The organism is [Actinomadura] parvosata subsp. kistnae (assembly GCF_900323885.1).
GTDB classification, from domain to species: Bacteria; Actinomycetota; Actinomycetes; order Streptosporangiales; family Streptosporangiaceae; genus Nonomuraea; species Nonomuraea composti.
This window is the reverse complement of the sequence record NZ_OOHJ01000030.1, coordinates 93715-108183: the sequence shown is the minus strand read 5'-3', so window position 1 is coordinate 108183 and position 14469 is coordinate 93715. Positions and strand designations below refer to the sequence as shown.

Annotated in this window: 13 protein-coding genes and 2 pseudogenes; 10 read left to right on the top strand and 5 right to left on the bottom strand. The window is 69.2% G+C overall.

Annotated features, from left to right (window positions below):
* The first annotated feature begins 116 nt into the window (after nucleotides 1-116).
* The 3 genes from KIS93_RS56275 (at nucleotide 117) to KIS93_RS56265 (ending at nucleotide 2504) form a co-directional block, all read left to right on the top strand.
* Complete coding sequence (locus KIS93_RS56275; protein WP_080039312.1) at nucleotides 117-971, top strand: universal stress protein; 855 nt, start codon at nucleotides 117-119, stop codon at nucleotides 969-971.
* Nucleotides 968-1744: a DUF6544 family protein gene (locus KIS93_RS56270; protein ID WP_222108060.1), complete on the top strand. Its 777-nt coding sequence runs from the start codon at nucleotides 968-970 to the stop codon at nucleotides 1742-1744. The genes KIS93_RS56275 and KIS93_RS56270 overlap by 4 nt, the downstream gene beginning before the upstream one ends.
* A 157-nt stretch (nucleotides 1745-1901) precedes the next feature.
* Nucleotides 1902-2504, top strand: coding sequence for a hypothetical protein (locus KIS93_RS56265; RefSeq protein ID WP_080039310.1), 603 nt, complete (start codon nucleotides 1902-1904; stop codon nucleotides 2502-2504).
* Between the two features lie 28 nt (nucleotides 2505-2532).
* Here the strand turns inward: KIS93_RS56265 and KIS93_RS56260 are convergent, their stop codons facing one another.
* Together KIS93_RS56260 and KIS93_RS56255 are read right to left on the bottom strand one after the other, a co-directional pair.
* A complete protein-coding gene (locus KIS93_RS56260) occupies nucleotides 2533-3174 on the bottom strand; it encodes a response regulator transcription factor (RefSeq protein WP_080039309.1) in 642 nt (213 codons plus the stop codon).
* An 87-nt stretch (nucleotides 3175-3261) separates the two neighbouring features.
* On the bottom strand, nucleotides 3262-3975 hold the full coding sequence (locus KIS93_RS56255; protein ID WP_080039308.1) for a CBS domain-containing protein: 714 nt from the start codon (nucleotides 3973-3975) through the stop codon (nucleotides 3262-3264).
* Between the two features lie 228 nt (nucleotides 3976-4203).
* Between KIS93_RS56255 and KIS93_RS56250 the strand changes: the two genes are divergently transcribed.
* From KIS93_RS56250 to KIS93_RS56240, 3 genes are all read left to right on the top strand, one after another.
* A complete protein-coding gene (locus KIS93_RS56250; protein ID WP_080039307.1) occupies nucleotides 4204-5901 on the top strand; it encodes a sensor histidine kinase in 1698 nt (565 codons plus the stop codon).
* A 1650-nt stretch (nucleotides 5902-7551) separates the two neighbouring features.
* On the top strand, nucleotides 7552-7809 hold the full coding sequence (locus KIS93_RS56245; protein WP_080039306.1) for a MerR family transcriptional regulator: 258 nt from the start codon (nucleotides 7552-7554) through the stop codon (nucleotides 7807-7809).
* The gene (locus tag KIS93_RS56240) at nucleotides 7806-9503 is read left to right on the top strand and encodes a tyrosine-type recombinase/integrase (protein ID WP_080039305.1); all 1698 of its coding nucleotides are present in this window, start codon (nucleotides 7806-7808) and stop codon (nucleotides 9501-9503) included. Before KIS93_RS56245 ends, KIS93_RS56240 begins: the two co-directional genes overlap by 4 nt.
* A 305-nt stretch (nucleotides 9504-9808) precedes the next feature.
* On the opposite strand, the pseudogene KIS93_RS56235 reads toward KIS93_RS56240, so the two are convergent.
* Nucleotides 9809-10033, bottom strand: a pseudogene (locus KIS93_RS56235) (IS3 family transposase); the annotation flags it as partial.
* A gap of 44 nt (nucleotides 10034-10077) precedes the next feature.
* Between KIS93_RS56235 and KIS93_RS56230 the strand changes: the two are divergent.
* The 4 genes and pseudogenes from KIS93_RS56230 to KIS93_RS66800 form a co-directional block, all read left to right on the top strand.
* Nucleotides 10078-10323, top strand: coding sequence for a DUF5372 family protein (locus tag KIS93_RS56230; RefSeq protein ID WP_080039303.1), 246 nt, complete (start codon nucleotides 10078-10080; stop codon nucleotides 10321-10323).
* Nucleotides 10324-10536: 213 nt separating this feature from the next.
* The gene (locus KIS93_RS56225) at nucleotides 10537-11007 is read left to right on the top strand and encodes a helix-turn-helix domain-containing protein (RefSeq protein WP_080039302.1); all 471 of its coding nucleotides are present in this window, start codon (nucleotides 10537-10539) and stop codon (nucleotides 11005-11007) included.
* Between the two features lie 349 nt (nucleotides 11008-11356).
* Nucleotides 11357-11710: a recombinase family protein gene (locus tag KIS93_RS68055; protein WP_222108058.1), complete on the top strand. Its 354-nt coding sequence runs from the start codon at nucleotides 11357-11359 to the stop codon at nucleotides 11708-11710.
* Nucleotides 11659-12522: pseudogene (locus KIS93_RS66800) on the top strand (recombinase family protein); the annotation flags it as partial. The gene KIS93_RS68055 and the pseudogene KIS93_RS66800, both read left to right, overlap by 52 nt.
* Before the next feature lie 681 nt (nucleotides 12523-13203).
* On the opposite strand, the gene KIS93_RS66795 reads toward KIS93_RS66800, so the two are convergent.
* Entirely contained in the window at nucleotides 13204-14148 is a 945-nt protein-coding gene (locus KIS93_RS66795) for an IS3 family transposase (RefSeq protein WP_155127567.1), read from the bottom strand.
* Nucleotides 14145-14432 (bottom strand): transposase, encoded by a 288-nt coding sequence (locus KIS93_RS56215; protein ID WP_012891277.1) that lies wholly within the window; start codon nucleotides 14430-14432, stop codon nucleotides 14145-14147. The genes KIS93_RS66795 and KIS93_RS56215 overlap by 4 nt, the downstream gene beginning before the upstream one ends.
* Nucleotides 14433-14469 lie beyond the last annotated feature (37 nt).

The window sequence follows — 14469 nt, the reverse complement described above, 5'->3', positions numbered from 1 at the left end:
CTGGAGAGGGGACCGGGGCGAGCGTGTACTGAAACTGTGAGACCGGGATCCAAGGAGCGGATCGTCGCAGGCGTACCGTCCACGGCTTGTCGTGGGCATCCGAGGAGGCCAGGAAGATGATGAGAACGATCGTGGTGGGCATCAACGGCTCACGGACGTCGTACGCCGCTCTGGACTGGGCGGCCGATGACGCCGCGCGACGCGGGCTGGGCGTGCGCATCGTGCACGTACACGGGCCGTGGACGGCCGAACACCCGCTCACGGCGGCCAGCGATCACCAGACGTTGACCGAGCGGTGCGAAGCGATGCTCCAACAGGCGGCCACCCGGGCGCAGCAGCGGCGGCCCGGCCTGGAAGTGACGACCGCGCTGGTCGTCGGCGCGGTGGCCGAGCGGCTCAAGCAGGAAGCGCGGAGCGCCGACACCGTGGTGCTGGGCAGCCGCGGCCTCGGCGGAGTTTCGGGACGGATACTGGGCTCGGTCGGGCTGGCACTGACCGGTCACCTCTCCTGCCCGCTGGTCATCGTGCACGAGCCGGCTGAGCAGTCGTATGGCGAAGTCGTCGCCGGGTTCGACGGTTCGGCCGATGCCGAAGCCGCCCTGGAATACGGGCTGGAGCAGGCGCAGGCTCGGGGTGCGCGGCTGTGCGTGCTGTACGGCCTGCAGCCGCCGGTGCAGGCCCCGCATCCCGTGGGTTACGGGCTCATTCCGGATGGCATCGCCGGCCAGGAGATCGAGCAGCGGCTGGCACCATGGCGGCAGAAGTACCCGGAGATCGAGGTGGTCGTGTCCGTAGTGGCCGGAAATCCGGTCACGGTGCTGGCCCGGGCGTCCCGGCAGGCCGATTTGGTGGTGGTCGGGTCGCGTGGACTCGGCGGGTTCGCCTCCGCCGTGCTCGGCTCGGTGAGCCGCGGCATCCTGCGCCGCGCCCATTGCCCGGTGGCCGTGATATGCCTGCCGAGCAGGACATGATGACCGTCATCCCCGCCCCGCCGCACCTGAGCGAGCAGGCCCGCCGCGACTGGGACGCGCTGCAGGCAGAGACGGGCGACGCGCGACGCTTCGGCCCGGGACTGGCGGACTTACTGCCGGCTCCGACGCGGCGCTGGGTGTCGCACGCCATCCAGCCGGGCACGCCGCTGCTGCGTTCGGTGCTGCTGCGCATGCGCGGTCACATCCGGCTCGGCGCTTGGCGGAAATTCGACGCCGTGCAGGTCCGGGCACCGATGGAAGGCTTCGTCTGGTCGGCCACCGCCTGGATCGGCCCACTGGCCGTGCGCGGCTTCGACCGCTACCGCGCGGGCGAGGGAGAGATGCGCTGGCGGCTCCTGCACCTCCTCCCGATCATGTCCGGAACGGGGCCGGACATCACCGAGAGCGCGGCAGGGCGGCTGGCGTGCGAGCTCGTCATGGCACCCGCAGCGGCGCTCGACCCGCGCGTCCGGTGGAAACCCGTCGACGACCACCAGGTGATCGCCACTGTCCCGATCGGTGCAAAGGAGCACGACGTGACGCTCTGCGTCGCTCCCACGGGCGCGCTGACGCGGGTCACCATGAAGCGCTGGGGCAACCCGGACAAGGGAACCTTCGGCCGGCACACCTTCGGCATCGAATGCGCCGGTGAGGCCACCTTCGACGGGTTCACCATCCCCAGCAGAGTGCGGGGAGGCTGGTGGCCCGGCAGCGAACGCTGGGATCAGGGCGAGTTCATCCGGTTCGACGTCCAAGAGGCACAGTTCCGGTGAAGGCCCAGGCGGCAAAGCAGCACGGCGACATGTCACTCAAGCGTGACCGGAAGAACCTCCGCGCGGCGCTCGGTCTCCGGCGCGAACGGATGCGCGAGGACCCTCAGGAGGACCTTGGTCCCTGGTCGGTCGAGGCCATCCCGGCAGGGTGTGAAGCATGCGAATCCTGCTGACCGAGTCGGAGCAGTCCGCGGCCGCGGTCCCGGCGGCCCTGCTCGCGGCACAAGGACATGACCTGGCCTTCTGCCATAATGCAGGCGACAGTGCGCCATGCGCCGGTCTGGCGGCAGACAGGCGCTGCCCGCTGTCGGAAGGGGACGCCGACCTCGTCGTGGACGTCCGTCCGTCGCCCGGACGGCTCACGCTGCGGGAGGCAGGGGTGCTGTGCGCGTTACGCACCCGCGTCCCGCTGCTGGTGGCCGGGCCGATCCCGGAAGACACCGCGCTGGGCGAGGCGGCGACGACCTGCCGAACCGACGAACTGGTGGACGCCTGCGCCTCAGCCGTGTCCGCCACCGGCCCCGCGGCCTGGCGGGCGGTGAGCGAGGCCATCCGACCCTTGTTCCGTGAGGACGCCGGCCGGCCGCACGTGCGGCTGATGGAGCTGGAGGGGATGGTGCACATCTACATCTCGCTGCTCAGCGAGAGCGACGGGCCGCTCCTGGAGGAGGTGCGCCGCACGGCCTGGCTCGCCTATACCCAGGCCACCAGGGGACGCCACGAGGCCGTGGCCCACGTTGCCGTCATGTCGCGAACCTGACCTCTCCCCGTCCCCGCGACGGTCCCGGTCAGTCCCGGCGATCGGCCCGAAGGCGGGCGGCCAGGGCGGCGGCCTGGGTGCGGCGTTGCATGTCGAGCTTGGACAGCAGGTTGGAGACGTAGTTCTTGACGGTCTTCTCGGCCAGGAACATGCGCTCGCCGATCTGCCGGTTGGTCAGCCCCTCGCCGATGAGGTCGAGGATGGTGCGCTCCTGCTCGGTCAGCGCGGCCAGCGGATCCTTCCTGGCGGCCTGGTCGCGCAGCCGCTGCAGCATGGCGGCGGTGGTCTGCGGGTCGAGCAGCGACTGCCCGGAGGCGACCGTGCGGACGGCGCCGACCAGGTCGGAGCCGTGGATCTGCTTGAGCACGTAACCGGCGGCCCCGGCCATCACCGCGTCGAACAACGCATCGTCGTCGGCGAACGAGGTGAGCATCAGGCAGGCCAGGCCTGGCAGCTTGGAGCGCACCTCGCGGCACACGTCCACGCCGTTCCCGTCGGGCAGCCGCACGTCCAGGACCGCCACGTCCGGCTTGAGCGCCGGGATGCGGGCGAGAGCGGACTCGGCGGTACCCGCCTCGCCGATCACCTCGATGTCGTCCTCGGAGTCCAGCAGGGCGGCCACGCCGCGCCGGACGACTTCGTGATCGTCGAGGAGGAACACACGAATCATGCTTCGACGCTATCCGACGCGCGGAGAAACGATCAACATCGCCCCCTACCGGGGGATATATGGCCATGCCCGCTCCGGTCGCTTCCGTCAAGGCCGGTCCAGGAAGGGCAGCTCGAAGACGTCGTCGCGCCGCCAGAGGAGGTCCTCGCGGACGTCCACGACCCCGTCGAGGTTCTCGGCGGCGTGCACGGCGGCCTGGGCCTGGCTGCGCCGGTCGGTGTAGCCGGACAGGGTGACGATGCCGTCGTGCACCTCCACCAGGATGCCGTCGCGGTCGTTCCACCGATCCTGCGCGGGGATGCCCGCGACCACCAGCCGCCGGGTCTCCTCATCGTCGCGCAGGTACGCGCGCAGCAGGTCGCGCCTGCTGACGACGCCCTCCAGCCGGCCTTCCTCGTCGACGACGATCAGCCGCTTGACGCCGTACTCGTCCATCATGCGCGCCGCCCTGACCGTCGAGGCGTGCGGGGCGACCGTCACCGCGGGGGCCGTCATCAGGCCTGCGGCCGTGTCCGCCGCCGCCTTCGCGCCGCCGTCCTCGTCCTGCATCGTCACCTTCCGCCGCAGCCGCGCCCGCAGCGAGGGCCGGTAGCTCTCGCCGTGGTACTGTTCGCGGAACTCTTCCTTGCGCATCAGGTCTCCCTCGGAGACCACGCCGACGACCCGGCCGGCGGCGTCCACCACCGGCACGGCGCTGATCCCATGGGTCACCAGCACCCGGGCGACCTCTTTGAACGGCATGTCCTGCCCGACCGCGACGACCAGCTTGGTCATGACATCGTGCACCGTGATCCGCATCATGGTCCTCCTTCGCTCTCCACTGCCATGACACCGCTTCCCGCGGTGCCTCTCGTAGGGACCGAAGCCCCTCATGGCACAGCCGTTGGTCGCGGCCGAGTGTCATGCCCGTGGGGACGTTCGCCACAGGTCGACAGCCGCGGTTCTGGACGCGGAGGCGACGACCAGGGCGCTGAGGAACACGCCGGACAACGGGTGGGCGCATACCCGACGGGATGCAAAACTGATCGCATGTCGGAAAGCGAGGTTCGTCCGTTGATGCCCCAGATGCGACTCGATGAGCTGCTGGCAGAGCTGCAGACCAGGCTCACCGCGGTGCTGGCCACCCGTGACCGCGTGCACGCCCTGCTCGAAGCCGTCGTGTCCGTGGGCAGCGACCTCGACCTGGAGACCGTGCTGCGGCGCATCGTGGAGACCGCGACCACGCTGGTCGACGCCAGCTACGGCGCGCTCGGCGTGGTGGGCGAGGAGAACACGCTCCTGCAGTTCATCCCCGTCGGCCTCACCGAGAAGGAGATCGCCCGCATCGAGCACTGGCCGCACGGGCTCGGCCTGCTCGGCCTGCTCATCAAGGACGCGCGGCCGCTGCGGCTCGGCCGCATCTCCGACCACCCCGAATCCTACGGCTTCCCGCCCGGCCACCCGCCGATGGGCACCTTCCTCGGCGTGCCCGTACGCGTCCGCGACGAGGTCTTCGGCAACCTGTATCTCACCGAGAAGCGCGGCGGCGGCGAGTTCGACGAGGAGGACGAGGCCGTCGTCATCGCCCTGGCCACCGCCGCCGGCGTCGCCGTCGAGAACGCCCGCCTGTATGAGGAGTCGCGGCGGCGCGAAACCTGGCTGCAGGCCTCCGCCGAGCTCACCACCAGCCTGCTGTCCGGCGCCGACCCGCACGAGGTGCTCGCCACGATGGCGGCCCGCGCCCGCCGGATGTGCGACGCGGACCTGGTCCAGGTGCTGCTGCCCGAGCCGTCCCACGAGTGGCTGACCGTGGCGGTGGCGGACGGCGAAGGAGCCGACGAGCTGCTGGGGGCCACCTTCGACACCGCCGCCACCTTGGCGGGAGACGCGTTCACCCAGGGCGAGCCGCTAGCCGAGACCGACCTGCAGAACGTCACCGACCTCGACTCGCCGCTGCGGCGGCTGGGCTACGGACCCGCGCTCCTGGTGCCGGTGGGCGCGGCACCGCACGTGCGCGGCGTGCTCACGCTCACCAAACGCAGCGGCCGGCTGCCCTTCAGCCGCGCCGACCAGCAGATGCTCCAGGCGTTCGCCGGCCAGGCCGCGATCGCGCTGGAGCTCGCCGAGGCCCGCCGCGACGCCGAAAGGCTCGGCCTGCTCGAAGACCGCGACCGCATCGCCAAGGACCTGCACGACGTGGTCATCCAACGCCTGTTCGCCACCGCCATGACCCTGATGAGCACGGTCCGGCTGGTGGAGCGGCCGGAAGCCTCCAAACGGCTGCAGCACGCCATCGACGAGCTGGACGAGACGATCCGGCAGATCCGCTCGTCCATCTTCGCCCTCCAAGGCACCCGCGAAGACAGCGCCCCGAGCCTGCGCGCGCAGATCGTCGACCTGGTGGAGGGCGCGGGCGGTCATCTGGGCTTCATGCCCGGCCTGCGCATGGAGGGCCAGATCGACACCCTCGTGGGCGAGCAGCCCGCCGAGCACCTGCTGGCCGTCCTGCGCGAAGCGCTGTCCAACGTGGTACGCCACTCCCACGCCACCCGGGCCGAGGTCTCCATCGAGGTCGCGGACCGCCGGCTCACCCTCACGATCACCGACAACGGCGTCGGAGCAGGGGAGGGCGGGCGCCGCAGCGGCCTACGCAACATCGAGGAACGCGCCGCCCGCCTGGGCGGCACCGCCGAGCTGGACGCCCCGCAGCAGGGCGGCACCCGGCTACGCTGGCAGGTCCCACTCTGACAGCGGATCCAGCCGACCGGCGTGCCCGGCATTCCTTGACCAACTTGCGGGTCGCGGTTGTCAGACCGTTCCATGCCGTGCGGCGGAACGCCCGGCCATATGCCGAAGAGCAGCCGCCGAGCAACCACCGGCAGCTCTCCATCTCAACAGAAGCAGCCGAGAACCGAGAAATTCCAGGTCAGATAGGGTGTGGAGTGGCAGGGCGCCCGGGGCTCGAACCCGGAACCTACGGATTAAAAACCCAAAGGTCCGTCGCTGCATGTCGGAGCATGCCGCAGGCGGTTGCGCAGGGTTGAGATATGTCGCTGCGAGTGCGTTCTATCCGGACATTCAGTGACAAAACATTCGCGTCGATTTGTTCATAAATGGCATGTATTCATCACCCTCGCTTGGCGGTTGGTTGCTCCAGGTGTCCGGCGTGGAATCCGATGTCGATTTTGCTAAAGACTGAACTGTCGCGCTGTCCTACCTCGGCCTTTCGAGCCGGTGTTGAGTCAGGTGGCACGGGAAGGACCTCCGCTTTCTGAGATCGGGACGGTGGACGGTTACCTATTTTCCAGCCAGTTCGCCGAGAACCTCCAGGGGCTGGGCCGGCCCTGGCAGGGAAGCCTGGCGCGGTGGCGCCTTCGGCTGGTGACCATCTGCGTCGGGCAGGCCGCCTGTCTCCACGTCCTATGACGGTGCCGAGCGTTCCGTCGCGGTGTGGGCCGGCAAGGCCGCTGCCGGCCCCGATGTCTGGGATGTCTGGGAAGCCCCCGGGAAGGGGCGCTCGACGGTTGATCGCGTTCGCCGAGGAGGGTTGGTGTTGGGCGCCGCGCCCCGGGTCGAAATGCAGGGCGTCCCGCACACCTGCTGTGGATGACCGGATCGAGACCTGATCGGCCAGGAGCGGGAAGTACCTGAAGGCGCTTGGCATTAGCAGGCATTGTCGAAATTTTGCTTGATCGGTTGTCCTAACCCGGGCCTTCGGACAGGTATTTGGATTAGTGACAGGGATCAGTGACCCGGTGCTCGGGCCACACCCACATGACCGAACTCGCCACCACCTCGACCACCGTTCTTAACTCCACCACCGAAACGTCATCCATCACCTTCCCATCACCCGCGAACGACGCCGCCGGAAGCGGCGTGAGGCGGGAGGTGCGGGCCCCTGAGTGGGGGCATCGGCCGCTGATCGTGTGGCTGGCCGCAGCCGACGCCGAAACTGCCGCTTGCCGGAGTGCGCCGGGCTGCCGGCGAGCGCAGGGGCGTATGTGGAGCTACTGCTGTTCACACGGCCGAAGTCGCACTCGGCGTCAGAGCCGTCCGCGCCTGGGTCCGTCCTGTCAGACAGCCGCGCGCTGGAGTACTCGGTTCCGTCCCCCTCGTCCTTGGCCCAGATTTGGGCCGGGAGCTGGGGTGCGGGCACTGACCTGTGGATTTCGCTTGACCCGGGCCATGGAGGTGGGCGTCGATACCGCCGCCACCAGCCCGGCCCCGTACCGAACCCCGTGGTGGGGCTGTGGCCGTCTGTCGATGAACGGCGGCCACACCCCCGCCGTGGGGCGGATGGGGCCGGGGTGGCGGCGTAGCGCCCAGCACAGCCCGCCATGACCGTACGGGCCGCGCCGTTCTGCGCGTCGGTGTTCATCAACGTCACGGAGGCGATGCATGACCAGCACAACCCCGACCAGCCACCCAGAGCAGCAGATAACGCCTGAGGTGATCAGCTTGCTCGCCGCCGGGCGGCTGCTCGGCATGGGCCGTAGCAAGGCCTACCGCCTCGCCCGGACGGGTGAGGTCCCGTGCCGGGTGCTGCGCATCGGCGGCCGGTACGCGGTGCCGCTGCGCGGACTGCGGTCGCTACTCGACCACACCAGCACGGACGCGGACGGCAGGCAAGACCGTCCGGCAAGCGAGGAAGGATGACCTTGATAGCGAAAGATCCGCACACCACAGCTGGAGAGCCGGGTGTCGCCAAGGGCACCACGTTCAAGAGCTGTGCCTGCAAGGACCCGGCCACCGGCAAGCGGCTCGGGAAGAACTGCCCGAAGCTGCGCCGCCCGCACGGTGACGGCGGAGGCCGGTGGAGTACGACCCACGGTTCCTGGGGCTACCAGCTGGGGTTGCCCGCTCACGCTGACGGCACGCGGCACAACCCGCTGCGCCGCCGTGGCTTCGCCACCCTGGAGTCTGCCGAAGCCGAGCTGGAGCACGCCCGAAGCCTGCTCGCCCTCGACCCCGACCCTGGGGTGCGGCGGCAGATCACTGCGCTGATGCTGTCGGTGCTCAAGGACACCAAGGGCTTGCCCGATGTCGAGGAGGTGCGGCGCAAGGTCCGCACTCGCCAAGACCTCAACCGCCATGTCACGGTCGAGGAGTGGTTGGCGGAGTTCCTCAAGCGTAAGCGCGCCATTGAGCCGACCACCAGGCGCTCCTATGAGTCGCATGTCCGGCTCTACCTCGCCCCCTACCTCGGGAGCATCCGGCTGGACAAGCTACGGGTCTCCGACATCGCGGGCATGTTCGATGCGATCGAGGAGTTCAACGACACCATCGCAGCCGAACGTGCCAGCGGCGACCCCGCCCGCGTCCGGGCGGTCCGCTACCGGCGACCGGTTGGCCCGACGAGCATGCATCGCATTCGCGCTACCCTCCGCCACGCCCTCAACATGGCGATCCGGCAAGACCGGCTCCTGGACTTCAACCCCGCCTCCGTGGTCGAACTGCCAGCGATCGACCGGCCGAAGCCGCTCGTGTGGACCGAGGAGAAGGTGCAGCAGTGGCGTGCCGATCACGCCGCGCACCTCAACCTGCTCCAGCGAGCCCGTGTGGGGCGGCGGGTCGATCCGATCGCCGCCTACATCAGTACGCCCAGGCCCTCCTCGGTGATGGTGTGGACGGCCGAGCAGACGAAGGCGTTCCTTGCCTACGCCCGCGAGGATCGGCTTTTCGTGTTGTTCCGGCTGATCGCTACGCGCGGCCTGCGACGCGGTGAGGGCGTGGGTCTGCGCAAGCCGGATGTCAACTACTCCACCGCCAGGATCGGGATTCACTGGCAGATCACCCAGCTCGGCTGGGAGCCGATCCAGGGCGCCCCGAAGACCGACGCCAGCGACCGCGAGATCGCTGTCGATGCCGAGACGATGATCCTTCTCAAGGAGCACGACAAACGCCAGAGGCGGGAACGGCTGGCCGCAGGCGAGGACTGGATCGAGTCCGGGTTCGTCTTCAGCGACGAGATCGGCCGGCCCCTGCACCCCCAGCACGTCACCGACCGCTTCTACAGCATCTGCCACCGGGCAGGGTTGCCGCCGATCCGGCTGCATGACCTGCGCCACGGCGCCGCGACCGCCATGCTCGCGGCCGGAGTGGACATCAAGATCGTGCATGAGACCCTCGGGCACACCTCCTCGGCGTTCACCCGCGACACCTACACCAGCATCTACCCCGAAGCCGCAGCCGCGGCAGCCGAGGCAACCGCTGCCTTCCTCACCGGAACTCCCACACCTGCACCACGGCCACTGCCTCCCGGACGGCGCATCCCGCGCCCCGGACGAGACACGACGGACGAAAGGGCCGCAGACAAGGGCGGGACGGTGATCCACCTGCCTACCAGCTAGGCACAGGGCGAGGTTCACAGGAGGCAGGTCAGCTGCACACAGACCTGCCTCCTGCTTGTCCAGCACCATCCACCTGGCAAGAGCGGGCTACCCGTCACCGCGGTGATCATCTCCGGTCCCAGGGCTAAGCGTGTTATTAACCTCTGACCTTTCGCAGATGCCGCATCCGGCCCCACACTGTCGCTGACCTCGCGCTCGCTACGGAACAGCCATTTCCCGTCACCGAAAACGATCTTTAGTCTTATTTGCGCCTTATGTGATGATCTGAAGTTGCCCCGGTTCGATAGACACATCAGGGCTTGCGACTACGCGGCAGCATAGTCGAGGTCTTGGGCGTTCTTGAGCGCGTGGCGGCGTTCGTATTCGGCGGGGCTGAGCTGGCCGTTGGCCGAGTGGCGGCGACGCGGGTTGTAGAACCCCTCGATGTAACTGAACAGGGCCCGTTCGGCTTCTGACCTGGTGTGGAAGGTGCGCCGGTCAATCAGCTCGCATTCCAGCGAGGCGAAGAAGCTCTCGGTGATCGCATTATCCCGATCCGTCAACTCCTCAGGTTCACGACTCTCAAGATGGTCTGGTGAGTGTTACTCATCCGTTCCATCCGCTGGCCGGGCAGGTGCTGCAGTTCGTGGCGCGGTGGCGGTGCTGGAGCGGCGATGTGGTGTTCTATCTCGACGAGCAGGGCCGGCGGCGGCCTATCCCCGCAGCTTGGACGGACGTGGTGGCCGATGACCCGTTCCGGGTCATGGCCGCGGGACGGTGTCCGTTCCGGACCGCGGACCTGGTGGCGCTGGCGGATCTGATCGATCGCCGGACCTTGTGACACTCCTGGTCGCGGACTTCGATCATGACCAGGAGTCTGCGCCGCGAGCGTCGGAAGATTACGCCGCGTCGATTCATTCCCTGTCTTGCGGTTCCGTCCGGCTATCGGTCTGGGCTGGTTGTTATGCCTCAGGATCGAGGTTGCCGGGCTTGTCTTCCAAGGCACGCGGCGTAATTATCCGAGCATAGATCGGGGCAACTCCCGGGAGAGACGATGGACAGCAAAGCGGCAGCGCTGACAGCGGGCGGGGTGTTCAACCAGCGGGCCGGCGCGGTGGTCGATCCGCTGTTCTGCTCCTCGGCGTTCTTCGACCCGCGTGATCTCGTGCAGGTCAAGTACGAGATGGTGCGCAGGGTTCTGGTCGATAGGGTGCCGGTCACAGTCGCGGCCGCCGCGTTCGGCTTCTCCCGGGCCTCGTTCTATTCCGCCGCTGCCGCGCTGGAGGCGGCGGGCCCGGCGGGGCTGGTGCCGGGCAAGCCCGGCCCGAAAGGGCCGCGCAAGCTGACCCGGCAGGTCATGGACCGGGTCGAGCAGTGGCGGGCAGCCGACCCGCATCTCAAGGGCCGGGCGCTGGCCCGGCTCATCGAAGCCGAGTTCGGCTTCGGGGTGCATCCGCGCTCGGTGGAGCGGGCACTGCTGCGGCGACGCGAACCCCATGATCCGGAGGCGGCGACTGGGCGCTGATCCCCAGGGAGAGGTTCAGCCCGGCCACGATCAGCGAACACTACGAGAGCCTGCGCGCGGCGGTGCTCGGCGGCAGGGGAAACGGCTGGCGGCAGGCCTGGAGCGTGCTGGCCCGCTCCGGCATGGCGGCCTGGGCAGCGGCCGTGGCCCTCCTTCCGGCCCCGCGCCGTACTCCGGCAGGCGGCCCGGCGCTGGAGCCGGACCGGCCGGTGACAGCGGACCTGCCGGACGGCGGGCGGTGCGCGCATCTGGTGGATGTGCTGGCTTCGCTCGTCATGGCCGGTGCGACGGGCGCACCGGGTGCGCCCGGGCCGGCGATAACCCTGAACGCGGATGAGAGGAGGCTGTTATGCATCGGGACATGACCGGAGCGGCGAAGGTGACCGCCGGGCATCTGCGGCGTGACGCCTACCTGTATGTCCGCCAGTCGTCGCTGAAACAGGTGGTCAACAACACCGAGTCGACCTGGCGGCAGTACGACCTGCGAGGCCGGGCGATCGCGCTGGGCTGGAGCGATGCGCAGATCACCGTGATCGACACCGATCAGGGACGCTCGGGCGCCAGTTCGGCCGATCGCGACGGGTTCCAGCGCCTGGTCGCCGAGGTCGGCCTGGGCAGGGCCGGGATAGTGCTCGGGCTGGAGGTCTCCGGCTGGCGCGCAACAACACCGACTGGCATCGGCTGCTGGAGATCTGCGCCCTGACCGGCACGCTGATCCTGGACGAGGACGGCCTCTATGACCCCCGCACGTTCAACGACCGGCTCGTGCTGGGCATGAAGGGCACCATGTCGGAGGCCGAGCTGCATCTGCTCGGCGCCCGGCTGCGCGGCGGCCAGTTGTCCAAGGCCCGGCGCGGACAGCTCAAGCAGGCGCTGCCGATCGGCTACTGCTATGACGGCGCCGACCACCCGATCTTGGACCCCGACGCGCAGATCCGCGGCGCGCTGGAGCGGCTGTTCGCCCTGTTCGCCCAGACCGGCTCGGCCCGCGCCGTGGTCACCGCCTTCGCCCGGGACGGGCTGCTGTTCCCGGCGCGGATCCGGACCGGGCCGCGCAAGGGCCAGTTGCTCTGGGAGCCGCTCAAACACTGGCGGGTGCTGTCGATTCTGCACAATCCCTGCTACGCGGGCGCGTTCTGTTACGGGCGGCGCCGCACCATCCGCACCCCGGACGGCCGCATCGCCTTCGAACTGTTGCCCCGCGAGCAGTGGGACACCATGATCGCCGATCACCACCCGGGGTATATCAGCCTCGGTCAGTGGGAAGCCAACCTGACCCGGCTGGCCGGCAACGCGCAATCGCGGGGGCAGGAACGCAAGGCCGGGCCACCCCGCGAGGGCCCTGCCCTGCTGCAGGGCCTGGTGCTCTGCGGCCGGTGCGGCCGCCGGATGACGGTCGCCTACCGCCACTACCGTGACCAGCTCTGGCCCGAATACCGGTGCATGAGTGAAGCGATCCAGAACGGCACCCGCATCTGCCAGCGCATCCCCGGCGCCAAACTCGACCAGGCCGTCGCGGACCTGCTGCTCGCCCAGCTCACCCCGCTGGCCGTGGAGACCGCCCTGGCCGTCACCGACCAAATCGCCGCACGCGAGCAGCAAGCCGACCGGCTGCGCGCGGCCCACGTGCAACGCGCCGAGCAGCGCGCGGATCTGGCCCGCCGCCGCTACCTGGCCGTCGACCCCGGCAACCGGCTGGTCGCCGACACCCTGGAAGCCGACTGGAACACCGCCCTGCGCGAGGTCCGCGCGGCCAGGCAGGACTACGACACGGCCACCCGCGCCGCCGCCCCGCTGGCGCAGACCACCCGGACACGGTTGACCGCGCTCGCCGCCGACGTCCACGCGCTCTGGCACGATGCGGCCACCCCGATGCGGGAACGCAAACGCATCGCCCGCCTGCTCATCACCGACATCACCCTGGACAAGACCGATCAGCTGATCGCCCGGATCCGGCTCAGCGGCGGTCAGAACCACACACTGACGCTGGACAAGCCCGTCGGCGGCGGCAAATCCTGGCAGACCCACCCCGACACCGTCGCGTTGATCGACGATCTGCTGAACCAGCACACCCACCGGCAGATCGCCGACATCCTCAACCAGCGCGGCATCCGCAGCGGCAAAGGCCGCCCCTACAACGCGCTGATGGTCCGCGACATCCGCGACGCCTACCACCTGACCCACCGCTACCAGCGGCTACGCGACCAAGGCCTGCTCACCGGCACCGAGTACGCCCACGCCGTCGGGACCACACCCCAGACCGTGAAGATCTGGCGCCGCAACGGCCTGATCACCGGAACCGCCTACAACGACAAGAACGGCTACCTGTTCCCCGCACCCGGCCCCGACGCCCCACGACCGGCACAGGGCAGACCCTTCGCAGAGCGCCGGCCACCCGGCTTCGAAGTCAAACCCCCTCGAAAGTATCGAAGGAGAGCAGTATGAAACCCGAGTCTTGTCGAAGCAGGTCCCGGTCCGGCCCGTCGACGGTAGGACGCCGGCCTGCTCACACCGCTGGCCGAAGGCAACGGAGGTGTATTGACTGCCCTTATCGCTGTGATGAATCACCCCCGCCTCGGGGCGGCGCTGGTGGATCGCCATCGCCAGCGCGTCGGTCACCAGTTCGGTGCGCATGTGCTCGGCCATCGCCCAGCCGACGATCCGGCGGGAGAAGACGTCCAGCACCACCGCCAGGTAGACGAAGCCCTGCCAGGTCGGCACGTACGTGATGTCGGCGGTCCAGATGCGGTTCGGCTCAGCCGACGCGAACTGGCGTCTGACCAGGTCGGAAGCGGAAGCGGCGCGCCGGTCGGTGATGGTGGTGCGACAGCCCCCGCGCCGGCTCACCCCGGCCAGCCCGGCGGCGCGCATCAGCCGGGCCACCCGCTTGCGGCCCACCCGCTCCCCGTCGAGCTCGCGCAGATCGGCATGGATACGCGGCGCCCCGTAGATTTCGTCGGAGGCCTGGTGATGCCGCTGAATCTTCTCTGTCAGCTCGGCGTCACGGCGGGCCCGTGCCGACGGGCCACGCCGCAGGCGGGCGGCCCAGGCGTAGTAGCCCTGGCGCGACACACCCAGCACCCGGGCCAGCAGGGAGACCTCGTGGTGGTCCTTCTCCGCATGGATCAGCCGGAACTTCATCTCGGCAGATCCGTCTCCCGCGCGAAGAAAGCCGCAGCCTTGCGCAAGATCTCCTTCTCCTCGCGGAGAATCTTGTTCTCGCGGCGCAGCCGGGCCAGCTCGTCCTTCTCCGCGCTGGTCAGGCCGTCTTGGCGGCGGCCGTCATCGAGGTCGGCCTGGCGCACCCAGGTACGGATCGACTGCGCGGAGGGCTGGAACTCCTTGGCCAGCTCTTCCGGTGTCCGTCCCGCGCGCACCAGTTCCACCATCTGCCGGCGAAACTCCGGCGGATAGTTGTTCGGCACAGCAGACTCCTTCTTCCGGGAACCAGGATTCCCCAGA